General features: G+C 60.7%; 22 protein-coding genes. 10 read left to right on the forward strand and 12 right to left on the reverse strand.

Going from position 1 to position 25,174, the window contains the following annotated elements:
* Positions 1-22: 22 nt before the first annotated feature.
* Both VWY75_RS03515 and VWY75_RS03520 read right to left on the reverse strand, forming a co-directional pair.
* Entirely contained in the window at positions 23-1,120 is a 1,098-nt protein-coding gene (locus VWY75_RS03515; protein ID WP_340544480.1) for a DegT/DnrJ/EryC1/StrS family aminotransferase, read from the reverse strand.
* Positions 1,120-1,530, reverse strand: a complete 411-nt coding sequence (locus VWY75_RS03520) for a sugar 3,4-ketoisomerase (RefSeq protein WP_416535556.1) — start codon at positions 1,528-1,530, stop codon at positions 1,120-1,122. The genes VWY75_RS03515 and VWY75_RS03520 overlap by 1 nt, the downstream gene beginning before the upstream one ends.
* Before the next feature lie 412 nt (positions 1,531-1,942).
* Here VWY75_RS03520 and VWY75_RS03525 point away from each other — a divergent pair, with 412 nt between their 5' ends.
* On the forward strand, positions 1,943-2,887 hold the full coding sequence (locus VWY75_RS03525) for a glycosyltransferase (protein WP_340544482.1): 945 nt from the start codon (positions 1,943-1,945) through the stop codon (positions 2,885-2,887).
* A gap of 25 nt (positions 2,888-2,912) precedes the next feature.
* Here the strand turns inward: VWY75_RS03525 and VWY75_RS03530 are convergent, their stop codons facing one another.
* The gene (locus tag VWY75_RS03530; protein WP_416537269.1) at positions 2,913-3,575 is read right to left on the reverse strand and encodes a GntR family transcriptional regulator; all 663 of its coding nucleotides are present in this window, start codon (positions 3,573-3,575) and stop codon (positions 2,913-2,915) included.
* 158 nt (positions 3,576-3,733) lie between these two features.
* On the opposite strand from VWY75_RS03530, the gene VWY75_RS03535 reads away from it, so the two are divergent.
* The 5 genes from VWY75_RS03535 to VWY75_RS03555 all read left to right on the forward strand — a co-directional run bounded on the left by VWY75_RS03535 (position 3,734) and on the right by VWY75_RS03555 (position 10,811).
* Positions 3,734-4,693: a dihydrodipicolinate synthase family protein gene (locus VWY75_RS03535; protein WP_416537270.1), complete on the forward strand. Its 960-nt coding sequence runs from the start codon at positions 3,734-3,736 to the stop codon at positions 4,691-4,693.
* The gene (locus tag VWY75_RS03540; protein WP_416537271.1) at positions 4,684-5,628 is read left to right on the forward strand and encodes a proline racemase family protein; all 945 of its coding nucleotides are present in this window, start codon (positions 4,684-4,686) and stop codon (positions 5,626-5,628) included. Before VWY75_RS03535 ends, VWY75_RS03540 begins: the two co-directional genes overlap by 10 nt.
* A complete protein-coding gene (locus tag VWY75_RS03545; RefSeq protein ID WP_416537272.1) occupies positions 5,628-7,058 on the forward strand; it encodes an aldehyde dehydrogenase family protein in 1,431 nt (476 codons plus the stop codon). Before VWY75_RS03540 ends, VWY75_RS03545 begins: the two co-directional genes overlap by 1 nt.
* 56 nt (positions 7,059-7,114) lie before the next feature.
* Positions 7,115-8,365, forward strand: a complete 1,251-nt coding sequence (locus VWY75_RS03550; protein WP_340544490.1) for an NAD(P)/FAD-dependent oxidoreductase — start codon at positions 7,115-7,117, stop codon at positions 8,363-8,365.
* 166 nt (positions 8,366-8,531) lie between these two features.
* Positions 8,532-10,811: a methyl-accepting chemotaxis protein gene (locus VWY75_RS03555; protein ID WP_416537273.1), complete on the forward strand. Its 2,280-nt coding sequence runs from the start codon at positions 8,532-8,534 to the stop codon at positions 10,809-10,811.
* Positions 10,812-11,004: 193 nt separating this feature from the next.
* Here VWY75_RS03555 and VWY75_RS03560 read toward each other — a convergent pair whose 3' ends face one another.
* From VWY75_RS03560 to VWY75_RS03595, 8 genes are all read right to left on the reverse strand, one after another.
* The gene (locus tag VWY75_RS03560; RefSeq protein ID WP_416537274.1) at positions 11,005-12,159 is read right to left on the reverse strand and encodes a M56 family metallopeptidase; all 1,155 of its coding nucleotides are present in this window, start codon (positions 12,157-12,159) and stop codon (positions 11,005-11,007) included.
* Positions 12,149-12,544 carry a BlaI/MecI/CopY family transcriptional regulator gene (locus VWY75_RS03565; RefSeq protein ID WP_340544494.1) on the reverse strand — a complete coding sequence of 132 codons (396 nt, stop codon included), beginning with the start codon at positions 12,542-12,544 and terminating at the stop codon, positions 12,149-12,151. The genes VWY75_RS03560 and VWY75_RS03565 overlap by 11 nt, the downstream gene beginning before the upstream one ends.
* 158 nt (positions 12,545-12,702) lie before the next feature.
* On the reverse strand, positions 12,703-12,981 hold the full coding sequence (locus tag VWY75_RS03570) for a DUF2160 domain-containing protein (protein ID WP_340544496.1): 279 nt from the start codon (positions 12,979-12,981) through the stop codon (positions 12,703-12,705).
* Positions 12,981-13,778, reverse strand: coding sequence for a carbohydrate ABC transporter permease (locus tag VWY75_RS03575; protein ID WP_008561997.1), 798 nt, complete (start codon positions 13,776-13,778; stop codon positions 12,981-12,983). The genes VWY75_RS03570 and VWY75_RS03575 overlap by 1 nt, the downstream gene beginning before the upstream one ends.
* A 12-nt stretch (positions 13,779-13,790) precedes the next feature.
* Positions 13,791-14,654, reverse strand: coding sequence for a carbohydrate ABC transporter permease (locus VWY75_RS03580; protein WP_340544503.1), 864 nt, complete (start codon positions 14,652-14,654; stop codon positions 13,791-13,793).
* Positions 14,654-15,757, reverse strand: coding sequence for an ABC transporter ATP-binding protein (locus VWY75_RS03585; RefSeq protein ID WP_340544505.1), 1,104 nt, complete (start codon positions 15,755-15,757; stop codon positions 14,654-14,656). Before VWY75_RS03585 ends, VWY75_RS03580 begins: the two co-directional genes overlap by 1 nt.
* Before the next feature lie 7 nt (positions 15,758-15,764).
* Positions 15,765-16,841 (reverse strand): ABC transporter ATP-binding protein, encoded by a 1,077-nt coding sequence (locus VWY75_RS03590; RefSeq protein WP_416537275.1) that lies wholly within the window; start codon positions 16,839-16,841, stop codon positions 15,765-15,767.
* Positions 16,842-16,993: 152 nt separating this feature from the next.
* Entirely contained in the window at positions 16,994-18,727 is a 1,734-nt protein-coding gene (locus tag VWY75_RS03595; RefSeq protein ID WP_340544511.1) for an ABC transporter substrate-binding protein, read from the reverse strand.
* A 327-nt stretch (positions 18,728-19,054) separates the two neighbouring features.
* On the opposite strand from VWY75_RS03595, the gene VWY75_RS03600 reads away from it, so the two are divergent.
* Complete coding sequence (locus tag VWY75_RS03600) at positions 19,055-20,185, forward strand: THUMP domain-containing class I SAM-dependent RNA methyltransferase (protein WP_416537276.1); 1,131 nt, start codon at positions 19,055-19,057, stop codon at positions 20,183-20,185.
* 15 nt (positions 20,186-20,200) lie between these two features.
* Here VWY75_RS03600 and VWY75_RS03605 read toward each other — a convergent pair whose 3' ends face one another.
* Positions 20,201-21,055 (reverse strand): 2-dehydro-3-deoxygalactonokinase, encoded by an 855-nt coding sequence (locus tag VWY75_RS03605; protein ID WP_416537277.1) that lies wholly within the window; start codon positions 21,053-21,055, stop codon positions 20,201-20,203.
* A gap of 846 nt (positions 21,056-21,901) precedes the next feature.
* On the opposite strand from VWY75_RS03605, the gene VWY75_RS03610 reads away from it, so the two are divergent.
* The 3 genes from VWY75_RS03610 (at position 21,902) to VWY75_RS03620 (ending at position 25,169) form a co-directional block, all read left to right on the forward strand.
* Positions 21,902-22,645, forward strand: coding sequence for a sugar transferase (locus tag VWY75_RS03610; RefSeq protein WP_416537278.1), 744 nt, complete (start codon positions 21,902-21,904; stop codon positions 22,643-22,645).
* A gap of 75 nt (positions 22,646-22,720) precedes the next feature.
* Positions 22,721-23,779, forward strand: a complete 1,059-nt coding sequence (locus tag VWY75_RS03615; protein WP_416537279.1) for a CpsD/CapB family tyrosine-protein kinase — start codon at positions 22,721-22,723, stop codon at positions 23,777-23,779.
* Positions 23,780-23,882: 103 nt separating this feature from the next.
* Positions 23,883-25,169 carry a DUF874 domain-containing protein gene (locus VWY75_RS03620; RefSeq protein WP_340544519.1) on the forward strand — a complete coding sequence of 429 codons (1,287 nt, stop codon included), beginning with the start codon at positions 23,883-23,885 and terminating at the stop codon, positions 25,167-25,169.
* The last annotated feature ends 5 nt before the right edge of the window (positions 25,170-25,174 follow it).

A 25,174-nucleotide genomic window follows, 5' to 3' on the forward strand; every position in this document is an offset into this window, starting at 1 on the left:
TGACCTGGGCAGGGGGCAGGGGTCAGGCCAGCCGCCTGAGGCAGCTGATCACATGATCGGTCTGTGCGTGGCTTTGATGCGGGCCGATGGGTAGGCTGATCACCTCCCGGGCCAGCTGCGTTGCCAGTGGCAGCATCGAATCCGTCAGACCCAAGGAAGCATAAGCCGCCTGCGCATGTGGCGGGATCGGATAATGGACCAGGGTCTGGACGCCGACATCGGCCAGATCTTTCGCCAGCCGGTCCCGGTCCGGGTGCCGCACCACAAACAGATGCCAGACGGGATCGGCCTTGGCCGCGACATTGGGCAGCGCAATGCCAAGATCGCACAATTCCGACAGGTAGCGCGCGGCGATCTGCGCCCGCCGTGCGTTCCAGTCGTCCAGCACCGCCAGCTTCACGGTCAGGAAGCTGGCCTGAACCGGATCGAGGCGGCTGTTGAACCCTGCAACCTCATTGCGGTATTTTTCGTGAGACCCGTAATTGCGCAGCAGCGATAGCCGGTCGGCCAGTGCATCGTCATTGGTGGTGACCGCGCCGCCGTCTCCCAATGCTCCGAGGTTCTTCCCCGGATAAAAACTCCAGCAGACGATATCACCGGTTCCGCCGATGGAGCGTCCGTCCCAGCGCGCGCCATGCGCCTGCGCGGCGTCCTCGATCACCTTCAGCCCCAATTCGCGGGCAACCGCCATGATCGCGGTCATGTCTGCGGGCTGGCCATATAGGTGAACGGGAATAACCGCCTTGGCGCCGGGCACCATGGCGGCGCGTATGCCGTCAGCCGTGATATTATGGGTTGCCGGATCAGGCTCCACCGGTACCGGGATCGCGCCACATTGCGATACTGCCAGCCAGGTGGCGATATAGGTGTTGGAGGGAACCAGCACCCGATCTCCCGGCCCGATTTCCAGCGCCACAAGTGCCAGGCGCAAGGCATCCAGCCCGTTAGCAACACCAAGCGCATGCGAGACGCCGCAGTAGCGGGCAAACGCCTGCTCGAACCCGGCAACATCCGGGCCGAGGATATACCAGCCGGAGCGCAGGCTCTCCAGCATCCGGGGTTCGCTGCGCTCTGCCAGCTCATCATAGGCCGCTTTCAGATCGAGAAACGGAACCTGCATCACGTTGCCCCCACGGCCTGCCGGAAGTCGGTGTAGTCGCGAATATAATCGCTTTCGTCATAAGGCGCGGATGCCATCACCATGCAGACCGCACCGGAGGAGAAGTTATCGAGATATCGCCACATCATCGGGCAGATGTAGATGCCGAAATATGAGCGGTTCAGATGAAAGCGTTTCTTGTCGAACCCGTCATCCAGAACAACGTCAAAGCTGCCGGACATCGCGATCATGAACTGGTGCAGACCCTTGTGCGCATGCGCGCCGCGATCCGATCCGCCCGGTACATCGTAGAGGTAATAGACGCGTTTGATATCAAACGGGATGTGGTTCATCCCTTCGACAAATGTCAGGTTGCCGCGTGCGTCTTCGATCTTGGGCAGGTCAATAAATTTGCAATCGCTGAGTGGCAAATCCGTACTCCGGTCTTGTGGCAACGACCGGCTTTGGCAGCTGATCGGAGCAAACGTCGGATCTATCATCGAAAAAGAGCGATCCAGTCTGGTCTATTGGCACAGCTGTCTACCATATTGTCACCTCCGATCAATCGAATTGGCGCATGCCGCGCCTGCATTGCGGAACTTGGCCTAAGTGACTGTGACCGCCAGAAGAGCGCCGGGATCACTCGATTGCGGTGCCAGCGGGCAGGCAGTTTCATTGGCTGCGCACACGGGCAACCGCAGCTGTCGGGCATGGCTCCTTCTTGCAAACTGCAGTATTGGTGGTCTAACGGCGTCGGCGTCCAGGTGGTAAGACAGGCCTGAGACCCGCAGGGGCAACAGCTATGGATTTTCTGCGCGTGCGTGCAGGTTGGATTGGGTTGAAATGAACAGATACAGCTACTCAGTTGTGCTTCTTACCTACAATCAGCGGGACTATGTGAAAGAGGCGGTTGAGGCCGTGCTGGCACAAGACTGCGATCCTATCGAGATTCTGCTGTCGGACGATTGTTCGCAGGATGGCACCTTTGAGGCGATGGAGGCGCTGGTCGCCGATTACTCTGGGCCACATTCCGTTGTGCTCAACAAGAACCCGCAGAACCTGGGCGTCAACAAACATATCGAACGATGCTTCAACCTGAGTACAGGTGACGTCATCATTGCCGCGTCCGGCGATGATATCTCTCTTCCGGGGCGCGTGGCACGGACCATTGAAGTCTTTGAGCGTGACGATCCGCTTCTGGTCTTCTCGCACGGCCAGGTCGAGACATTGGACGGCAAACCGATGCCCAAAACCTATGCCAAGGCAACATTCTACACCCGGACCGATGCCATGTCCGCGGCCTGTTCGATGCAGTTGTTCCTTGGGGCGACCTGTGCCTGGCACAAGGATCTCTTCCGCAAGTATGGTCCGATCCAATATGCAGACTGCTACGAGGACCTTGTGCTTGGGTTCCGTGCTGCACTGGAGGGGCGCGTCGCATTCATCGACGAAGATCTTATCATCTATCGGGTCGGTATGGGGCAGACCAGCACGCAGCAATCCATCACAGATGCCGAGGCTTTTCGCAAAAAACGTCTGGCAGAGGTCGGCCGCGAGGTTTCGCTTTTGCGCCAGCGCCTGTCCGATGCGCAGGTTTTCGGTCTGACCGAAGGTGACCCGATTCTCGAGGCCATCCGCAGCCGACTTGAGGAACGGCAACTGCGCCGCACCTATCTGAAGGGCGGGCTGCGGAAACTGGACAAATCGGCCTTGAAGCATCCCTGGTCGGTGCTGGGCTTCATTTTATCCGAGCGGCGGCGTCGCAAGAAGGCGCTCAAGACGTCTTAAGGGAGATTGCGGCGGCTCCGGGCGCTTAGCCGAAATCCTCCAATCGTTGCAGCAGCGTTTCGCAGGAGCCGGTGATGTGGTCACGTGTGAGCGCCGCTGCAAGGTCAGCGTCGCCTGCAACACAGGCCTCCCAGATAGCGATGTGCTCACGATTGGCCCGTTCGTTACCATTGGTCAGCACCAGCTGCGCCCTCAGGTAGCTGTCAACGCGGTCCATCGCATTGTCGATCACATCCATGTGGTATTGCAACCCGCTCTCTCGATAGAGTGTGGAGTGGAAATCCCGGTTCAACTCGCCCCAGGTCATCGGATCTTTCGACTGCGAGAACGCTTCCAGGCAGGCCTTGGCATTGGCCAGCGCCAAAGGCGACATCCGCGGGACAGCACGGCGGATCACCTCCGATTCCAGAACCGCGCGGAAATCGAAAATCTCCTTGGCTTCCTGCGCCGACAGGCCTGAGACGACAGCGCCCTTGTAGCGCTGGGTTTTGACCAGGCCCTGTTCCTCAAGTCTGGAAATCGCTTCGCGCACGGGGATTCGGCTGGTGTTGAACATCTGGGCAATCTCATCCTGCCGCAGCGGCTCACCTTCCTTCAGGTCTCCTTCGATAATCGCCTTGCGCAGGGCGTCAAAGACGATCGTCGAGGCCGACGCGGTCTTGGATATATCAACGGATTTCAACTTCATATCTTCGCTCCTTGTCCGGTTTATACCCTTGATCGTCATTGCGGGGAAAGTGCAGATAAATATCATATTGAATATTGGATCCAATATGTATTATGCAATAAAGCATAGCGCCGAGAGCCAGCACCCTCGGGTTCATATCCATTGAAGAGGATCCAACAATGACACACCCCGTATTCTCCGGCTGTATCCCGGCCCTGATGACCCCCTGCACCGCCGACCGCCGACCGGACTTCGATGCGCTGGTCAAAAAGGGGCAGGAGCTGATTTCGAAGGGCATGTCGGCGGTGGTCTATTGCGGATCGATGGGAGACTGGCCACTGATCAGCGATGCCGAGCGGATGGAAGGCGTTGCCCGATTGGTTGCCGCTGGCGTGCCGACTATCGTCGGTACTGGCGCTGTCAATACGGCGCAGGCCGCTGCCCATGCCGCCCATGCCGCCGAGGTCGGGGCCGCCGGTCTGATGGTGATCCCGCGCGTTCTCTCGCGCGGCAGTTCCGTGGCCGCGCAGCGCGACCATTTCGCGGCCGTGCTCTCTGCCGCACCCACGCTGCCTGCGGTGATCTACAACAGCCCCTATTATGGGTTCGCTACGCGCGCTGATCTGTTCTTTGACCTGCGTGGTGACCATCCGAACCTGATCGGATTTAAGGAATTCGGCGGCGCTGAGGACCTGCGGTATGCAGCCGAGAACATCACCTCGCAGGACAGCAGCGTTACCCTGATGATCGGCGTCGATACCACCGTGTTCCATGGCTATGTGAACTGTGGGGCCGGGGGCGCGATCACCGGGATCGGCAATGCGCTGCCTGCTGAGGTGCTGCATCTTGTTTCGCTTTGCCAGTTGGCGGCCAAGGGCAATGCAACAGCCCGTCGGCAGGCGCTTGAACTGGAAGCTGCACTGGCGGTGCTGTCCTCCTTCGACGAAGGTGCGGATCTGGTTCTCTACTACAAGCACCTGATGGTGCTGAACGGCGACAGCGAATACCAGCTGCACTTCAACGATAGCGACCGGCTCAGCGCCAGCCAGAAAGCCTATGTCGAAGCGCAATATGACCTCTTCTGCAGCTGGTACGCCGACTGGAGCCAGCAACCCGATGTTGCGGCGCTATGCGGGTAATCGACAGCCATACCGCTGGAGAGCCGACCCGTCTGATCCTCTCGGGCGGGCCGGACCTTGGCAGTGGATCACTGGCGGAGCGCGCCGAGCGCCTGTTCCGCGAGCATCGGAGCTTTTGCACATCGGTGCTGTCGGAGCCACGTGGTCACGACGCCATCGTTGGTGCCCTGCTGGTGCCGCCGACAGATCCCGGCTGCGCCGTCGGTGTCATCTATTTCAACCCGGTCGGGCCCTTGGGCATGTGTGGCCATGCCACCATAGGAACCGCAGTGAGCCTGCATCATCTCGGGCGCCTTGATCTGGGCCGACACCATATCGAAACGCCGGTTGGGACCGTCGGCGTCCATTTGCAGTCCGCCAATCGCGCCGCTGTCGAAAATGTTGAGAGCTACCGCTATCGCGCCAACGTCGTGGTCGAGGTGCCAGATCAAGGCCCCGTCACGGGCGATATCGCCTGGGGTGGAAACTGGTTCTTCCTGACCTCCGATGCACCGGCACTGCTCACTTTGGCCCATATCGACCAGCTGACCGCGCGGGCCGTTGCCTTGCGGCTTGCCTTGGCCGAGCAGGGGATCACCGGGCGCGACGGCGCCATGATCGACCACGTCGAGTATGTCGCGCCACCGCTGACCTCCGAAGGGCATGCACGCAACTTCGTGCTTTGCCCGGGAACAGCCTATGACCGCTCGCCCTGTGGCACCGGTTCGGCGGCGAAACTGGCCTGCCTTGCTGCTGATGGCGATCTTGCGCCCGGCGTGACCTGGATTCAGGAAAGCGTGATCGGCAGCACCTATTCGCTGCAATACCGCAGAGGCTCCAGCGGCGGAGTGATTGCGACCATAACCGGCACGGCCTTTGTGACCGGAGACACAGTTTTGAACTTTGATCCCGCAGACCCCTATCGGGCGGGGATCACCACCCAAGAGGTATTTTGATGGACTATCGCAACCTGATCGCCGGCGACTGGTCGGAGACCGCCGCCGCCAGCGCCAATATCAACCCGTCCGACACGCAGGACATGTTGGGCTACGCCGCCAACAGCCAGGCCGAAGACATGGATCGCGCCATTGCCGCAGCGAAGGCCGCCGCCCCGAGCTGGGCCGCCAGCACGCCGCAACAGCGATTTGATGTATTGGACGCCATCGGCACCGAAATCCTGGCCCGCAAGGCCGAACTGGGTCGGCTGCTGTCGCGCGAAGAAGGCAAGACGCTGCCCGAAGGCATCGGCGAGGCAGCGCGGGCCGGGCAGATTTTCAAGTTCTTCGCGGGTGAAACCCTGCGCCAGGCGGGTGAGATACTTGCCTCGGTTCGCCCCGGCGTCGGTGTCGAGGTGACCCGCTCTCCGGTCGGCGTTGTCGGCCTCATCACGCCCTGGAACTTCCCCATCGCCATCCCGGCCTGGAAAGTCGCCCCGGCACTGGCCTATGGCAATGCGGTTGTTCTGAAACCGGCCGAGCTGACACCGGGTTGCGCCCACGCGCTGGCCGAGATCATCAGCCGCTCCGGTCTGCCCGATGGTGTCTTCAACATTGTCTTTGGCTCCGGCAGCACCGTTGGTCAGCGGCTTGTGGACAGCCGTGATGTTGATGCTGTCTCCTTTACCGGTTCGGTCGAGACCGGCAGCGCCATTGCGGCTGCCTGCGGCGCGCAGCGCAAGAAGCTGCAGCTGGAAATGGGTGGCAAAAACCCAATGGTGGTGCTGGATGATGCCGATCTGGAGACCGCGGTCGAGGTCAGCCTCAATGGCGCGTTCTTCTCCACCGGTCAGCGCTGCACGGCCTCTTCGCGGCTGATCGTGACCGAAGGCATCCACGACCGTTTTGTCGCGGCTCTGGGCCAGCGGATGACAGATCTTCGGGTCGGCAATGCGCTGGATCAGGAGACCCAGATTGGTCCGGTTGTGGATGAGCGGCAGCTGGAGAAGGATCTCTACTATATAGATGTCGCCGCCAGCGAAGGCGGGCGGGTGCTCGGAGGCCAGACGCTTCAGCGCAGCACCAAGGGATTTTATCTTTCGCCTGCTCTGGTGACCGAGACCTCGAACGAGATGCGCATCAATCAGGAAGAGGTCTTTGGCCCGCTGGCATCGGTTATTCGCGTTGCCGACTATGACGAGGCGCTGATGGTTGCCAATGACACACCGTTTGGTCTCAGCGCAGGGATTTGCACCGGATCGCTTAAATATGCGACGCATTTCAAGGCCAATGTCGAGGCCGGCATGGCGATGGTGAATCTTCCGACCGCCGGGGTGGATTATCACGTTCCATTTGGCGGCACCAAAGGGTCCAGTTTTGGCGCCCGCGAGCAGGGCAGCCATGCGAAAGACTTTTATACAAAAGTCAAAACTGCCTATACCTTGGCGTAACGCCGGTTAGCAGGTGGCGGGGCGGGGGCCTCGCCACAGTCACGAATGGGGGGCAGATGACAAAGACGGTTGTGGTTATCGGTGCAGGTGTCGTGGGTGTCAGCACGGCTCTACGGTTGCAAAGCGAGCTTGCAGCCAGCGGCGGGCAGGTTGTCCTGCTGGATCGCAAGGGCGTGGCCGAGGAAACCTCCGCTGGCAACGCCGGGGCCTTTGCCTTCACCGATGTTGAGCCGCTTGCGACGCCCGGCATCATGAAAAAGGCGCCGGGCTGGCTCCTTGATCCGCTTGGCCCGCTGTCTGTGCCGCCTGCCTACGCCCTGCAGCTGACGCCCTGGTTGATCCGCTTCTGGCGGGCCAGCTGGCGGGATCGTTATCAGGCCGTGGTAAAGGCCCAGGCCGCTCTGATGCACCTTGCCAAGGCCGCGACGGAACGCCAGATCTCCGATACCGGCGGCGAAGCGATGATCCAGCGCGAAGGCGCCCTGCAGCTATATGAATCCGAGGCCGAGTTCGCTGCCAGCCAATACGGCTGGCAGCTGCGCCGTGATCACGGCATCCGGTTTTCTCTGCTCCACAGCCCGGCTGAAATCGCCGAGATCCAACCCGGTCTCAGCTCCCGGTTTACCCATGCAGGGTTTACGCCCGACTGGATGAACACCTGCGATCCCAAGGCCTGGGTTGAGCATCTGTTTCAGGCCTTCACAGCGCGAGGTGGCCAGTTTCGCAAGGGCGATGTGCGCGATCTGGAGACCGGCGACGATGGCATTCGCATCATGACCGAGGGCGAGCCGCTCTTGGCGGATCATGTCGTGATAGCCGCCGGTGCCTGGTCACATCACCTGGCACGCAGGCTGGGGGACCGGCTGCCGCTGGAAACCGAGCGCGGCTATAATACGACCCTGCCGGCGGGGTGTTTTGATCTGCGCACGCATATTACCTTCAGCCGACATGGCTTTGTGGTGAGCCGGATTCGCGGGGGAGTCCGTGTTGGCGGCGCGGTCGAACTGGGCGGGCTGAAACTGCCTGCGAACTTTAAACGCGCGGACACGCTCCTGGCAAAGGCCGCGCAGTTCATGCCCGAACTGGACACGGCCAATGGCACCCAGTGGATGGGTTATCGCCCCTCATTGCCCGATAGCCTGCCAGTGATCGGTACCGCCACCCGTGACACGCGCGTGATCTATGCCTTTGGCCATGGCCATGTCGGCCTGACACAATCGGCGGCCACGGCCGAGCTGGTCGCGGATCTGGTCGAGGCGCGTCGGCCCGCCATCGACCTCTCTGCCTTTGCAGCGGATCGCTTCTGACACAACCGTCTGCATCTATTGTCGTTTTCGCCGTGCCGAAAGGCGCGGCGTTGTTTTTTCCACAGTTGTTCGCAAACCGAACGTGAACGAAATAGAAGGAATTGTCTGGCTATCTCTTAGGCTATTCGGTCGCCTTGCGACAGAATCGGCACTTTTAAGAGGAGACATGCGCGTCATGCCCAAGGCCCCGAAACTCTCGCTCAAGCTGAAATTGCCCCTGATTATGGTGGCCTTGACGGCAACGTTTCTGGTGACAGTCTCATTCCTCGTCTATTCGATGGCGGAGAAGAGCATTCGCGATTTCGTTTATGCGTCGAAAGCGACCACCGCCCGTTCCGGTGAGCAGGCGTTGAGCTTCATGATGGAGGCCGCGCGCCGCGACTTGTCGATCAACGCGTCGCAGCCAACGGTATTCCGGGCCATCAGCAACTTCGACCGCGTCTACACGATGATCGAAGAAGAGCCGGTTGGGTTCCTGCGGCGTCACTACATCGAGGAAAACCCCAACGCGGCGAACGAACGTCATCTGCTGAGCGATCCGGGCGATGGCTCCTATTACAGCCAGTCCCATGCGACCTATCACCCGACTTTCCTGCAGTCGCTGGAGGTCAACGGCTATGAGGATCTCTATCTTCTGAACGCATCGGGCCAGCTGTTGTATTCGGTAAAGAAACGCGAAGACTTCATTCAGCAATTCGGTTCGGGCGAGAATGCCGAAAGCGGCCTTGGCAAAGTGTTCAGCGCAGCGCTCAACGCCGAGGAAGGTCAGGTTGTGACCGCTGATTTTGCGACCTACGCGCCGGGCGGCGGCGGTGCAGGTGCCTTTATGGCGGTGCCGGTATTCAACAAGAAAAAAGAAGTCATCGGCGTGATGGCGGTTCAGATTTCAAGCGCTGCGGTCGTGGCCGCGCTGACATCCAACATGGACGTCGATGGGCATCAGAACATCTTCCTGGTTGGCAGCGACGGCACCGCACGCAGTACTTCGGTGATCGAAGGGGAGTTTGCCATTGGCGATGCCCTGCCGGAGAACGCCGTAACCAAGGCGGCCGCGGCGGGCGATAGCGGTCTGTTTGAGGGCGCCACATCCATCTCTGGTAAACCCATCATTGCCATGGTGCGGCCATTGGACATTGCGGGCTTTGACTGGTCTTTGGTGCTACAGACCGAAGAACAGGCAGCTTTTGCAAAGGTTCGCGACATCCGGCTTGTGGCGATGCTGATGATCGGGGTTTCGGTCCTGATTGCTATCGTGGTGTCTTTCGTCGCGGCACGCCATGTCACCCGCCCGATTCTGGCGCTGCGCGAGGCTACGAATGCGCTGGCTGCCGAAGATTACGCAAGTGAAATCAGCGGCCGTGGCCGTGGTGATGAGCTGGGCGATCTGGCCCGGAGTCTGGATATGTTCCGCGACAAGCTGCTGATCGCGGATGAGGCCGCCGAGCGCGAAGAAGAAGCCGCAAAACAGACCGCTGCGGTTGTCGAGGAGATGAGCGGCGCCCTGGCCGAGTTGCAGCGCGGCAACCTGGCCTGCGACATCCAACAACCTTTTGCGGAGCACTACGAAACGCTGCGCGAGAATTTCAATCGCAGCCTGGTCAACCTGCGCGATTCACTGTCTGAGGTGGTGGATGCGGCTCATAACGTCGACAAGTTTTCCGAAGAGCAGCGTGCCTCCGCTGAGGAAATGGCGCATCGGACCGAAGCGCAGGCCGGCACTTTGGAGGAAACCGCAGCAGCGCTGCAGGACCTGACCAATAGCATTCGAGAGACCGCCGACCGGGCCGGGCAGGTCGATGAGACCATGCGCGGTACACGCGACGAGGCCGAACACAGCAACCATATCGTGACGTCTGCGGTCCAGGCGATGGACCAGATTCAGGATGCCTCCGAGCAGATTTCGCAGATTATCAACATGATTGACGATATCGCCTTCCAGACCAATCTTCTGGCACTGAACGCAGGCGTCGAGGCGGCACGGGCCGGTGAGGCCGGTGCTGGTTTTGCAGTTGTCGCCTCTGAGGTGCGTGCCCTCGCGATGCGGGCATCCAAAGCTGCTGGGCAGATCAAGGGGCTGACGTCGGCAAGCGAGGAACATGTGGCAAACGGTGTGGCCATGGTGGGGCGTGCGGGGGATGCGCTCAGCGGGATCATCGAAAAGGTCACGAATGTATCCGACCTCATCACTGAAATCGCAGATGGCGTGCAGAAACAATCCAAAGGGTTGGAGAACATCAACGGCGCTATGGGGCGTCTGGATGGCACCACTCAGCAAAACGCCGCAATGTCCGAGGAAGCCTCTGCCGCCAGCCAGCTGCTGCAACATGAAGCACAGGCGCTGACCGGCGTGGTTTCGCGGTTCCAGCTCGGCAATGGCGCAGCCAGCGCAGGCTCAGGTGACTGGGCGGCGGATGGGGCTGCTGGCGCACACTCAGCCTACGGCTGACCGCATCAAGACATGAGACAGAATCGCCCGGTCTGATTTTCAGATCGGGCGATTTTTTGTGATCGGGTGTTTGTTTTTCCGGGATCGACACCGCAGCTGCGCAAACTCATCGGTACGCCCTAGAGGATGTCTCGATCAGCAGAAATGGATGCAGTTCTGACAGCCGTCGCAGGTCGTGAACCACCGAACAGGGTTATTTGGTGAGCGTCATGAACCCACCCTGCAAGGCGGTGACGGCCGTCTGATTGGTATCGGTCACAGCGTTGCGGTGGGCCATCCGCTCGAGATTGACGATGGTCGACAACATGATCCGGTCATGGCTCCAGTCGCCGGGCCGCTGCATTAGGAGCGCGGTGGCAATCACCCCGGTCGCCAGCATCGTCGAAACCAGCATCCAGCCGAACATATGGGGATCTTGGGGCTGCTGCGCTGCGGTGACCACATCAATGCGCCGGGCCAGCGTGGCCCCACGGCGCAGTTCGCGCCGATCTACCAATGCGACCGAGGGGCTGCGCTGCACGAAGCGGATCGGATCCCGCGCCGCCAGGGTGCAGGCCCGGATCAGACATTCGCAATAGGCGCGGATATCCCGCTGCCCGCGCGTCATCAGCGCCTGGTCACAGGCAAATTCCCGCAGCATCTGCACTTCACGACGCCAGAGGTGATAGGCGGGGTTCCAGAACAGGAAGGGGCGCAGTGCCTCCAGCAGGAATTCGCATTCCACATCCCACTGGCGGAAATGCTGCAATTCATGGGCAACGCTCAACCGCAGATCCGATGGGTTTGTGACCAGCGCGGAGGGCAGCACAACATAGCGGGTAAACAGGCCGCGCGTGGAGAAGGCGACTGTGCTCCGGTCGCTGATGCGGATTTCGATACGGCCAAGGCGCTTCCAGATATAGGCCTGTCGCAATCCCGACCGCAGCCGCAGCACGGCCAAGCCCAGCTGCGCGAGGGAAAGGAGGGCACCGACAATGAGCGCGGCAATGGCAAGCTGCGCCCAGAGGCTGGTCTGCGCCATCAACGCCCTCACCAGATCTTCGCGCAGGCCAAGGATGCTCTCAAACCGTGTGGCGCTCATGTTGACATTGCCCTGCAGATACTGCGCCACCAGCATGTCCGACAGGGTGGGCGGCTGGGAGACGACATAGGTGGTCAGAGCAACCACCAGTATCGGTGACACCGTCAGCAAAAGCGTCATGCCGTTCAGCAGCCTGAGCTGTGGGCGAAACGCCGGGCCCAGCCGACTGCGTGCCAGGATCGCCCGCAGAGCCAGCCAAAGAACGGTGCCGGCAAGGAGCAGTAAATTCAGGTCAATATAGGCGTTCAGAAAACTCTCAGCGTTCATCGTCCCCCAACCTTTCATTCAGCAAGGCCCGTATCTCCACGAGCATCTCGTCGGTGACATCCTCGTCATCCACCAGGCGGGCGACGAGGGCCGCCGGGGCGCCGTTGAAGAGCTTGCTCGAAAGGTTCTTGAGAGTGGTTTTCTGATAATCCGCCTTGGGCACCGCAGGACGGTAGACCAAGGATCTGTCAGCTCGTTCGCTGCTCAGAAACCCTTTTTGTTCCATAATCTTCAGCACAGTCGCGACCGATGTGTAGGCCCGTTCTTGGCTTTTGTTCAGTTCGGCCAAGATATCGCGCACCGTGCCGCCGCCGGTTTCCCAGACAACAGTCATGAATTCGAGTTCAACCTCTGTCAAAAGCGGGTTGTCCTGTTTCTTTCGCATCATGTCTGTCCGGTTGTCCTGGGCTTTGATCATGCTAGGGGATTGGGGGGAGGTTTGAAAACTACTTTTTTAAGAGAGTGGTCCCGAGACCGCGAAAAACACGGTGATGGTCTTGCGACAAAGGGCCCGCCAAGGGGCCCTTTGCCAATGAACTGCGGTCAGACCTTCCAGAAGGTGAAGACAAACCAGCCGATCGAGAGCCCCAGCGGCCACCACAGCGGCATCCCCACCAGACCCAGCCAGGCCAGGAAGATGTAGGAGGTGCCCAGCAGGCTGATGAACAGCCGGTCGCCACGGGTTGTCACCAGCCCCAGCGCGCCTTTGCGGGTGTCGCCTCCGGGTTGACGGATTTCCAGAACGATCATCAGGCCGATGGCCGAAAAGATCCCGATGAACACAAGGGCGGTGGGCCAGGTCCAGGCCATCCAACTCAGCATTATACCCTCCCCATCGCAAAGCCTTTTGCGATGTAGTTGCGGACGAAATAGATCACGATCGCGCCCGGAATGATTGTCAATGTGCCCGCGGCCGCCAGCAGGCCCAGCTCATACCCGGCACTTGAGGCGGTTTTGGTCATGGTGGCCGCGATGGGTTTTGCGGCAACGGCGGTCAATGTCTTGGCCAGCAGCAGTTCCACCCAAGAGAACATGAAGCAGAAGAAAGCCGCCACGCCGACGCCTGCCTTGATCGACGGGATGAAGATCGTGGCAAAGAAGCGCGGGAAAGAATAGCCGTCCACATAGGCGGTTTCATCCAGCTCTTTGGGGATGCCGCCCATGAACCCTTCAAGGATCCAGACCGCCAGTGGAATGTTGAACAGGCAGTGCGCCAGAGCCACCGCGAGATGGGTGTCGAACAGGCCGACAGCGGAATAAAGCTGGAAGAACGGCAGCGCAAACACCGCGGCCGGCGCCATCCGGTTGGTCAGCAGCCAGAAAAACAGCTGCTTGTCGCCAAGAAAGCGGTAGCGCGAGAACGCATAGGCCGCAGGCAGGGCAACAGCGACGGAGATCACCGTATTGATCGACACATAGATGATCGAGTTGATGTAGCCCCAATACCAGCTCGGATCGGTAAAGATCGTTGCATAGTTCTCAAGCGTAAAGGTTTGCGGGAACAGCGAGAACCCGGACAGGATTTCATTCGTCGTCTTGAAGCTCATCGCCACCAGCCAGTAGATCGGCAGCATGAGGAACAGGATATAGACGATGGGGACGATGGTACGTTTTTGCATCGTATCAGATCCTCAATTCTGGTCGTCTTTGGTCATCAGCGTGTAAAACAGCCAGCTGACCAGAAGTGTGATTGCGAAATAGATGAGCGACATGGCGGCAGCCGGGCCTAGGTCGAACTGACCAAGGGCGATCTTCACCAGGTCAATCGACAACAGCGTGGTGGAATTGCCGGGTCCGCCGCCGGTCAGAACAAACGGCTCGGTGTAGATGTTGAAGCTGTCCATGAACCGCAACAGGATCGCGATGGTCAGCACCGTCTTCATCTTCGGCAGCTGGATGAACCGGAACACGGCCCAGTTGGAGGCACCGTCGATCTTGGCCGCCTGATAATAGGCGTCGGGGATCGACACGAGACCGGCATAGCTCAGCAGTACCACCAGCGAGGTCCAGTGCCAGACATCCATGGTCACGATGGTCACCCAGGCCGCAATCGGGTCCTGTGTCATATCATAGTTGATGCCCAGCACGTGGTTCAGGAAATACCCCAGGAGGCCGATATCCGGCAGGGTGAAGATGTTCCACATCGCGCCGACCACATTCCACGGGATCAGCATCGGCAGCGCCATGGTCACCAGACAGACCGGCACCCAGAACCCTTTGCGCGGCATCGACAGCGCAATCGCGATGCCCAGCGGCACCTCGATGATCAGGATCAGGAAGGTGAACAGGAACTGGCGTCCCAGCGCGGCATGGAACCGGTCAGAGCGCAGGATCTGCTGGAACCAGTCGAGCCCCTGCCAGAAGAACACGTTGTCGCCGAATGTCTCCTGAACGGAGTAGTTGACGACGGTCATCATCGGGATCAGCGCGTTGAAGGCAACGAGCAGAAGGACAGGCAGGACAAAGAACCACGCCTTTTGGTTTTCGGTTTTCATTATGCCTGCTCCTCGGTCGCGGTGGCAGATTGGGCAGCTTCTGTCGCGATCCAGCCATCGACATAAAGCCGGGTCTGGTCCTGACGGAAGGACAGGTGGACCGCCTCGCCCTTGGCGGGGCCTGCACCTTCGATCACGGCATTGATCCGCTGGCCTTCAGCTTCACATTCGACAACGGTGTGCCGCCCGACGTCCGAAACCTTGGTCACAGTTGCAGGCAGGCCGTTCGCGGCGAGCGTGACAAACTCGGGCCGGATGCCGACCTCGGTCTTGCCTTTGGCGTCACCCAAAATCGGGCCTTCCAGTGCAATCGGCTGGGTGCCGATATAGGGCTGGCCTGCGCGCAGGTCGCAAGGCAGCACGTTCATGCCAGGTGAGCCGATGAAATGGCCAACAAACGTATGTGCGGGGCGTTCGAACAGCTCAACCGGGGTGCCGATCTGTACCACCAGACCATCCTGCATCACCACCACCTGATCGGCAAAGGTTAGCGCCTCTGTCTGGTCATGGGTCACATAGATCATCGTGGCCTTCACGCGCTGATGCAGTTCTTTCAGCTTCGAGCGCAGTTTCCACTTCAGATGCGGGTCAATCACGGTGAGCGGCTCGTCGAACATCACGACGTTCACATCCTCGCGCACCAGACCCCGGCCCATGGAGATCTTCTGCTTGTTGTCCGGGCTCAACCCTGCGGCGCGGGTGTTGAGCAGATCAGTCACTTCCAGCATCTCGGCAATGGCCATCACGCGCTCTTTGACCGTCGCCTCGTCACGGCCGCGGTTGCGCAGCGGAAAGGCGAGGTTGTCGTAAACGGTCATGGTGTCGTAGATCACCGGAAACTGGAACACCTGCGCAATATTGCGCTGATCTGGGGGCAGTTTGGTGACATCCTTGCCGTCAAAGAGGATCTGCCCTTCGGAGGGCACCAACAGGCCGGATATGATGTTCAGCAGCGTGGACTTGCCGCAACCCGAAGGACCAAGCAGGGCGTAGGCACCGCCATCGGTCCAGTCGAGGTCGATTTCCTTCAGGGCGTAGTCGGATTCGCTTGAGGGGGTCGGCACATAGCTGTGCCGCAGTTTTGAGAGTGTAATTTTTGCCATTTGCGCCTCACGCCACGCGGGAGCCATCAGGGGCAAAGACATATGCCGCCGAGGGATCCATATAAAAATCATGCAGTTCGCCGACCTCATAGGGGTGAACCCCCGCAGCAAGGGAGACCCAGCTGCCGTGATCTGCATCCAAGCCCATGTCGAAATGGGCACTGCTTTCAGAGCCGGACAGCTCCGTCACCTGCACCCGGCCCGACAGCTGCACCGTGGTCGCAGGGCTGGCGATCGGCAGAACGTGGTAGGGGCGGATCGCGATGGTGTAGGGGCCATCTGACAGATCTGCCGCCGCGCCGGTCAGCGACCAGCTGACGTCATTGCCCAGGCGCGCTGTGCTGCCCTGCTTCACGATTGGGGCGGTGTTGATCGGCGGATCGGAGAATACGCGCGCCGCTGCGACATTATCGGGGTTGCGATAGATATCGGCAGTGGTGCCGAACTGGGTGACGCGGCCATCCTGCATCAGCGCGGTCTTCCCACCCAGCAGCAGCGCCTCTTCCGGTTCGGAGGTTGCATAGACCACAACGGCGCCACGACCAGCAAACAGCTCGGGCAGCTGATCGCGTAGCTCTTCGCGCAGCTTGTAGTCGAGGTTCGCCAGCGGCTCATCCAGGAACACCGCACGGCTTTCCTTGGCAATTGCGCGGGCCAGCGCGGTTCGCTGCTGCTGACCACCGGACAGCTCATGCGGGCGACGGTGCAGCATCGGGCGCAGCTGCAGGATGTCTGCGGCTTCTTCGACGCGGCCTTCGATCTCGGACTTCGCCATACCAGCCACCTTCAGCGGCGAGGCGATGTTCTCGTAGACGGTCATATGGGGATAGTTGATGAAAAACTGGTGCACCAGGCTGATATTGCGCTTCTGAGTGCTGAGCGAGGTCACATCCTGACCATCCATCAGCACCTGTCCGCTGGCAATCGGGTCAAGACCCGCCATCATCTTGATAAGAGAGGTCTTGCCTGACCCGGTGGCGCCCAGAAGGACGTTGAAGTGACCTGGCTCCAGCACAAGGGAGGTTTCCTTGATATGCAGCTGGGCGCCGACGCGTTTGGTCACGTTTCTGAGTTCGAGTGCCATCTTGCTTTGACTTTCCGGCGGACGGCCTGTTGCGCGCGGCATGCGCGATCTAATTTTGGGAAAAAATTGCCCCGGAGAGGGCCAGCCACGCTCCGGGGCGAAAGCGGGGAGCGCAGCGGATAGGTCCGCGCGCTCCCCACGGGGAGGAGGGGTTACTCAGATGCCCAGCGGGCAACCAGCTCGTCATAGTTGACGGTCTGGCCCTGCGGCTTCTCATTCTCCAGTTTCGGCTTGGCGCCGCCATTGGCATACCACCACTCGGCGTCTTTCTCTTCGTTCAGACGCGGGCCGCAGCCGCCATAGACATTCGCCTGCTCGTCTGCACGCTGCATACGGGCCATGGTGATGTCCATTTCCTCGGCCAGACGGTCCATGGCTTCCTGCGGGGTGAAGGCGCCGGAGTTCACGTCACCGATCTGCTGCCACCAGATCTGGGCCAGCTTCGGATAGTCAGGCACGTTCACGCCGGTCGGGGACCATGCAACGCGGTCGGGCGAACGGTAGAATTCGACCAGACCACCCAGCTTGGGCGCACGCTCGGTGAAGCTCTCGTGGTTCACGGAAGAGTCACGGATGAAGGTCAGACCAACGTGGGATTTTTTCACGTCAACGGTCTTGGACACAACAAACTGAGCATAGAGCCAGGCCGCCTTGGCGCGATCAACCGGGGTGGATTTCAGGAAGGTCCAGGAACCCACGTCCTGATAGCCAACCTTCTGGCCTTCTTCCCAGTAGGGACCATGCGGGCTGGGCGCCATCCGCCACAGCGGGTTGCCCTCGTCGTCAACAGTGTTGTTGCCTTCGGACTTCGGCTTCACCATGTCGGCGGTGAAGGCGGTGTACCAGAAGATCTGCTGGGCTACGTTGCCCTGTGCCAGAGCGGGCAGCGACTGGTAGAAGTCATAGGATGCAGCACCCGGAGGGGCGTATTTGCGCAGCCATTCGTCCCACTTGCGGATCGCATAGACCGCAGCCGGACCATTGGCAGCACCACCGCGGGTCACGCTTGCACCGGCAGGGTTGCAGGAATCCGCTTCCATGCGGATGCCCCATTCGTCGATCGGCACACCGTTCGGCTCACCTTTCGAACCGGCACCGGCCATCGACAGCCAGGCGTCGGTCATCCGCCAGCCAAGATCAGGCGCGCGCTTGCCGTAGTCCATGTGACCAAAGATTGTGGTCCCGTCGATTTCCTTGACGTCTTCGCTGAAGAATTCGGCGATGTCTTCATATGCGGACCAGTTGACCGGAACGCCCAGGTCATAGCCGTATTTTTCTTTGAACGCGGCCTGCAGGTCTTCGCGGTCAAACCAGTCCTTGCGGAACCAGTAGAGGTTCGCAAACTGCTGATCGGGCAGCTGGTAGAGATCGCCGTCGGGACCCGTGGTGAACTGGGTGCCCATGAAATCGCCGAGATCCAGACCGGGGTTGGTGACGTCGAAGAAGTCGCCTTCCATCATGTCGGTCAGGTTATAGGCCAGTTGCAGGCGCGAGTGGGTGCCGATCAGGTCGGAATCGTTGACATAGGCGTCATACAGGTTCCGCTTGGTCTGCATTTGCGTCTGCACGGCCTGAACCACTTCACCCTCGCCGAGGATCTGGTGGTTCACCTTGATGCCGGTGATTTCCTCGAACGCCTTGGTCAGCACCTCGGATTCGTAGCTATGCGTCGGAATGCCTTCGGACAGGACGTTGATTTCCATGCCCTTGAACGGCTCGGACGCCTTGATGAACCATTGCATCTCCGAGAGCTGTTCATCCTTGGTCAGAACCGAGGGCTGGAACTCTTCGTCGATCCATTTCTTGGCAGCGGCCTCATCGGCATAGGCTGCCTGTCCCGCGACCACGGCAATAACCGCGGCTGCGGACAAAAGATACTTCCGCATCTTTCTCCTCCCTAGTGATTTATTGTGGCCAAAGATGCCCCGTGGCACCCGGCTGACAAACAGGTTCCATACCGCAGTCTATCTTGTCAAACTAATTTTTTAGTTTGTCGTAAGGTGCTGAATTTTAAAGGTAAGTAAATCCACCTTGAGGCGAGTGATCTGACCGTGCGGATGGGCTCTGCGGTGCTGCATCGCGGCAATCGTCGCGGGAATCCCACTGTGCGCGATCCGCACTTGCGTGCACGGCAACGGTAGCGGCCATCGCCGCCGCGCCGAATGGCGAAATTTGCCGTCGCTGACAGGGGGTTTTGCCGCTAAGGAGAGGTCATGGATACATGTGATACATTCGAGATCTTCTTGACCGCCCCTCCGGGGATGGAGCAGACCCTGCAGCGCGAAGCGACGGAGGCTGGCTTTGCCGGTGCCAAAACGGTACCCGGTGGCGTCACCTTTGAAGGCGGCTGGCCCGATGTCTGGCGCGCCAATCTGCAATTGCGCGGCGCCGCGCGCGTGCTGGCCCGTATCGGTTCTTTCCGTGCGTTTCACCTCGCGCAGCTCGACAAGCGCGCCCGCAAATTTCCCTGGTCGGATGTGCTGCGCGCGGATGTCCCGGTCCGCGTGGAGACCACAACCAACAAGAAATCCAAGATCTACCACGCAGGTGCGGCCACCCAGCGTATCGAACGTGCGATCACAGAGGAGCTTGGCGCCGAGATCAGCGCCGATGCCCCCATCACGGTGAAACTGCGGATCGAGGATAATCTCTGCACCTTCAGCGTCGATACCTCCGGCGAGGGGCTGCACAAGCGCGGTCACAAGACAGCCGTGGGCAAGGCGCCGATGCGCGAGAACCTCGCCGCTCTGTTCCTGCGGGACTGCGGGTATGACGGGCAGGAGCCCGTGGTGGATCCGATGTGCGGCTCCGGCACCTTTGTGATCGAGGCGGCCGAGATCGCCAGAGGGCTGTTTCCCGGCCGCAGCCGCAGTTTTGCGTTTGAACAGATGGCCAGCTTTGATCCCGATGCCTGGCAGGCCCTACGTGCTGAGCAGAACCCGCGCCAGACCAGCGCACGCTGCTACGGATCCGACCGCAATGATGGCGCGGTTGACATGGCCGCCGCCAATGCCGAACGGGCAGGGGTCGGCGATCTGGTGACCATTGTTCAGCAGGCGGTCAGCGACCTGACGCCACCGGATCTGGGTCCGGAGGGCAAACCGGGTCTGGTGATCGTGAACCCGCCTTATGGCGCGCGGATCGGCAACAAGAAGCTGCTCTATGCGCTTTATGCGGCGCTTGGGGAAACGCTGATGGCCCGTTTCAGTGGTTGGCGCGTCGGCATCGTCACCAGCGAGACCTCCTTGGCCAAGGCGACGAACTTGCCCTTCAAACCCTTTGGTCCGCCGGTGGCCCATGGCGGTTTGAAGATCCGGCTGTTCCAGACCAATCCGCTGCCATAGGCGCTCTGGCAGATCCTAGGATGTGATGCCCCGCCAGGCCCGGACCAGACCGGCCAGAGCCATGCGATCGGCGTCGGTACGGGTAACCGGCACGCCCTGGTGATTGAGCGCAAGACAATAGGGCACATCCAGCGGCGCAGCTGCGATCAGGGCAACATTCTGCCCTAACCAATAGGGGCGCGCCGCCGACAGCTCTGCACCAAGGAGCAGCCCCCAAAGCCGCGCCGAGGTTTCGCTGTCTGATCCGTCCCGCAGAACCTGAAGCTCGGCCAAACGCGCGGCCAGGGCTTCAGGTTTGGACTGGATGGTTTCCATCGCCGCTGTCAGAGCGGTGCGCTCGGCACTCTGAAATTCTGCGCCCCCCTCAATGCCCAATCCCGGCGCCAGGCTGCGCCACAGTCCGGGTGTCAGAAAGCTCTGAAAACTGACCACTTCCTCTGCGCTGATCAGTGCCCAATGGGTCGTCACCCCGGCAATGCAGATCACGCCGTCCCAGTCGGGGTTGAGGCTGAGGAACCCCGCAATGCGATTGACGGCACCGCGCATCACTCCAACCGGAGCGCTTTGTGACAGCCCGCCAAGCAACCGCAGCGGATGCGTCCCCAGCATCGCCTCTCCCATCGGCAGCTCCGTGACCTTGGCAGGCACCGCGATCGTGCCCGTCGTGCCGCCCCGCAGGCTGTCATCATTGAGCAGGATCGGCGTCTCCGGGGCGCAGCCATGCAGCGTGCCAACCAGCCAGGCCAGATCCGCCATCAAATCGGCGCCTGTGCTGGCGGAGACATGTTGCACGGCGTCCCCTTCGTTCATCAGCCACACCATCAAGCGACCGTCTGCGTGATCCGCAGCCACCCAGTTGGCAGATTTCATCGGGGCGGCCCCGGCGGTTGATGCAGAGGATGGCTCAGAAGATGCAGCGCACATGTCGATGTCCTTTTGCCCAGATCCCGAAACGGGAATGCGGTGACGGCGGTTTCCGGCACCAGGCCCCTCCTTGCCAAGTTCCGGGTCAATGATCAACGTCAGCCCCGGATTTGGCGCCATTTGGCTTCAGGCGACAATCGGGCCCGGATTGGCGCTATTTTTGTTTCGGCAATGGCGGGGAAATGGTTAACAGATCCAGCCACCGGATAAAGAAGGTTAACATTCCTCATTGGATAAGCCGGGCGTGGACTCGAATTTAGCCATGAGTCTTGGTTGATTCCTTATACTTTTGGGTAGGCTGCGGAGATAGTTCCTATCCTTTAGAGGAATTGTTTCTCAGTTGGCGCCCTGATTTACTGAAAATTGAGCGAATACTGCCCTATCTCCGATTTTACTGAGATTTGCGTAAAATTGCTTTATTAAGAAATGGCCGCAATTGCGGTTCGGAGGGCGACCTGAACGGGCCGCCTGATTGGGACGAAGGTGCCAGCCTCATGGGGGTGCGGCTGGAGAAGAACCATCGATCTTATTGGACTTGGGACCCGGGGCGCTGTCGTGCCGGGATACTCAGATTGGTGCGAGTACGCCCGCTTTGGCGGGGCAATGTCGCTGTTGTTTCAGCGCACGGGTGAGGATCGCGGGGGCGGTCCTAGATTGGGGTTAGAAATGAAGGATTTCGTGCAAGAGGGGGCTGCTCGCCCGCCTGGTGTTGCGGTCGGTCGGGCGACATGGTCGCGCTGGCCGTTGGTCGGAAACGGCTATCCTGTGGCATTGGTCAGGGAGGCGCGTTTTGTGTCTGTCGCCAAGTCCGTTGCCAATATGAATGCAGAGCTTTCGGCGCGATCATCTTCGCCGCGCCGGACGCTCGACAGTCACCTGACCGGACTGCGCGACGACGTGCAGGCCCAGTCCTCGAAAATGTCTCGTCAGGGTTATGCCGTTCTCGGCAAACGTATGCTCGATATCACGCTGGTTCTGCTCACACTGCCGATCAGCCTGCCCTTGATCCTGATGGCCGCGCTTGCGCTTTGGCTGGAAGGGGGCAATCCCTTCTACACGCAGGATCGCCTTGGCCAGCGCGGGCGGGTATTCTCGATCCTGAAGCTGCGCACCATGGTGCGCGATGCCGACAAGCTGCTGGAGCGTTATCTCGCCAGCAATCCGGCCATGCGGCGCGAATGGGACGAGACGCAGAAGCTGAAGGCAGATCCGCGCATCACGCCGGTCGGCCGCTTCCTGCGCACCACGTCACTGGATGAGCTGCCACAGCTGTGGAATGTTCTGATCGGTGAGATGAGCCTGGTTGGCCCGCGTCCGATGATGCCGGATCAACTTTCGCTCTACGGCGATGCCACCGCCTATTTCGATCTCAAACCCGGGATTACCGGTCTCTGGCAGGTCTCGGTGCGCAATGAGAGTGGATTTGCCACCCGCGCCCGCGCCGATACCAGCTATCACGGCGACCTGAGCCTGCGCACGGATGTCGATCTTTTGCTGCGGACGGTGGGTGTCGTTCTGCGAGGCACGGGATATTAACCGATCGCATCTAACTGTGATGGGCCGGACTATAGGCGCATCTTGCCTAACGTGGTAGAACTGCGAGGGGGTTTCATGAAAGATGCGATCAACGACGCGGAGGCCCCTGGCACCTGTGGACAGAAACTGGAGTGGGACGACCCCATTGCAATGACGCAACAAGGCTTTAAGAGATTTCGCCGCCGCAAGGGGCGCAACTCCTCGGACCCAGAGCATGACACGGCTCTGACCGGGCAGCCTCAGTCTGCGCCGAACGCGCCACAACAGGGCGGTGAAAGTGCCCGAGAAATGGCGGCTGCCGCGCGCAGCGCGCAGGCCGATGAAGGCAGACGTTTTGCCCGGCGCCCTGAGAGCAGCAGAAACAGGCCGCTCGAAGGGATCTCAGATACGGATCCAAAGCCGCAGCGCCTGCCCGCGACCCTGCCCGAGATGTGGGAGCGTCTCCACCGCGTCCCACTGGACATTCGCGGCCATCAGGTGGCGCGCTCGCCGCTGGTGAATTTCTTTCGCAACTCCCCCACCGCCAACGCCTTTGACCTGCTGCGCACCCGCCTGCTTCACAGTCTGAAGGCACAGGGCTGGAAGCGGGTTGCCATTGCGGCGCCGACAGCCGGGTGCGGGGCCACGTTCTCTGCCGTCAACCTCGCGCTCAGCATGGCGCGGGTTCCGGGGACACGCACGGTTCTGATGGATCTGAATTTTCGCAGACCCGGTGTCGCCTCCGCGCTGAAACTGCCACCGGCCGGCGATATGCCGGGCTTTCTATCAGGGGAGCTGACACTGGCAGAGCATCTGATCCGCCCCGCCGCGTCTCTGGCCGTCGGGCTGACCGCAGCCCCGGACCGCAACGCCGCCGAAATCCTGCATGACGGGCGGTGCGCCAGCGTGATCGACGACATGGTGCTAAGCACGGGCGCGGATGTGACATTGTTCGATCTGCCGCCGGTTCTGGAACATGACGATACCGCCGCCTTTCTGCCGCAGGTCGATGGCGTTCTGCTGATTGCCGACGGCACCCGTACCACGGCGGCACATCTCGCGGCCTGTGAAAAACTCTTTGATGGTCAAACCCAGTTGCTGGGCGTCAGCCTGAACCGCGCGCGGGGCGCCGGTTTGCTGCAATTTGGCCAATAGATCCGACCGGGGACCTCGCCGAGGTCCCTGATCCCGCCTCCCGGCGCGCGCGCCGTTTCTGAACCGACGACCAACCGCAACCAACCATCAAACGAGCCGACACATGGGACCGATCCGCACTCTGGATGACATTTTGGATATGCTGCGACGGCGCGCGTCGGTGATCCTTTGGGTTGTCCTGCTGGGTGCCATGGTGTCGCTATGGGTCGCGGCAAAGCAGCAGCATTTCTACGAAAGCTCGGCGGTCCTGCAGATCACCCGGCCGAAGATCGCCGACGAACTTGCCAAATCCACCGTTGACGGATCTTCGGCGCGGCGGCTGCAACTGATCGAGCAGCGTCTGATGGCGCGTGGTTCGGTCCTGGAAATCATCGAGAAATACGGTCTCTACAAGGAACTGCCAGGCCTTGTCCCCTCTGAAAAGGTGGCGCTGCTGCGCGACTCCGTCTCGCTGACCGGGGTTGCTGCCGCGAGGGAGGGGTTTGCCGATGACGGCACGATTTCGGTGCTGACCATCTCGGCGCTGATGCCGACGCCGGAACAGGCGCAGGCCGTTGCCAGTGAATTCGCCACCCGCACAATTGAACTGAGCCAGAGCTCGCGCATCGAACAGGCCCGGGAAACCCTGACCTTTTTTGCCGACAAGGAAGCCGCGCTCATCGGCGAGGTGGCCGAGCTCGAGAATGAGATCACCGCCTATCGCAACGCCAATAACGTTGCACTTCCCGGCGGGATCGAGATGCGCCGCGAGGAGATTTCATCGCTCAATACCGGCTTGCTGGAAATCGAGCGCGAGCAAATCGAGCTGCGCAGACAGGCGGATCAGACCACATCGAACCAGCGTCAGGCCACGGCCCGTCGCATGCTGGAAGTCTTTGAGGAGAAACTGGCCACGCTGGACGCGCAGCGCGAACTGCTGCTGAACCGCAGGTCGACGCTTGAGCGATCGCTGGAAACCACACCGGAGGTGGAGCGCCAGCTTGGCGTCTATGAGCGCAGGATGAGCCAGCTGCAAAGCGAGCTGGATGCGATTTCTCAGCGCCGGACCGAGGCGGAAGTGGGCTTTCGTCTGGAGGCCTCGCGCCAGTCGGAGCGCTTGAATATCATCGAATCCGCGCCGCTTCCGGACTATCCGGCAACAGGCGGGCGCAAGAAAAAGGCACTGATGGGCGGTGTTGCCAGTATCGGACTGGCCCTTGGCATCGCCTTCTTGCTTGAGCTGCGGCACCCGGTGCTGCGCAGCGTGGCGCAGATGGAGCGGGAGACCGGCCTGACACCGGTTGTTGCGATCCCCTATCTGGACACGGCACCCCGGCGGCGCGGCTTCCTCGCGCGGCTGCGCAGAGGCTTCAACAGGCGGCGCCCGCCGGGGGCCGAAGCAAGCGGCTGAAAGAG

The organism is Phaeobacter sp. JH20_08, assembly GCF_048056635.1.
In the GTDB taxonomy this organism is placed as follows: domain Bacteria; phylum Pseudomonadota; class Alphaproteobacteria; order Rhodobacterales; family Rhodobacteraceae; genus Phaeobacter; species Phaeobacter bryozoorum.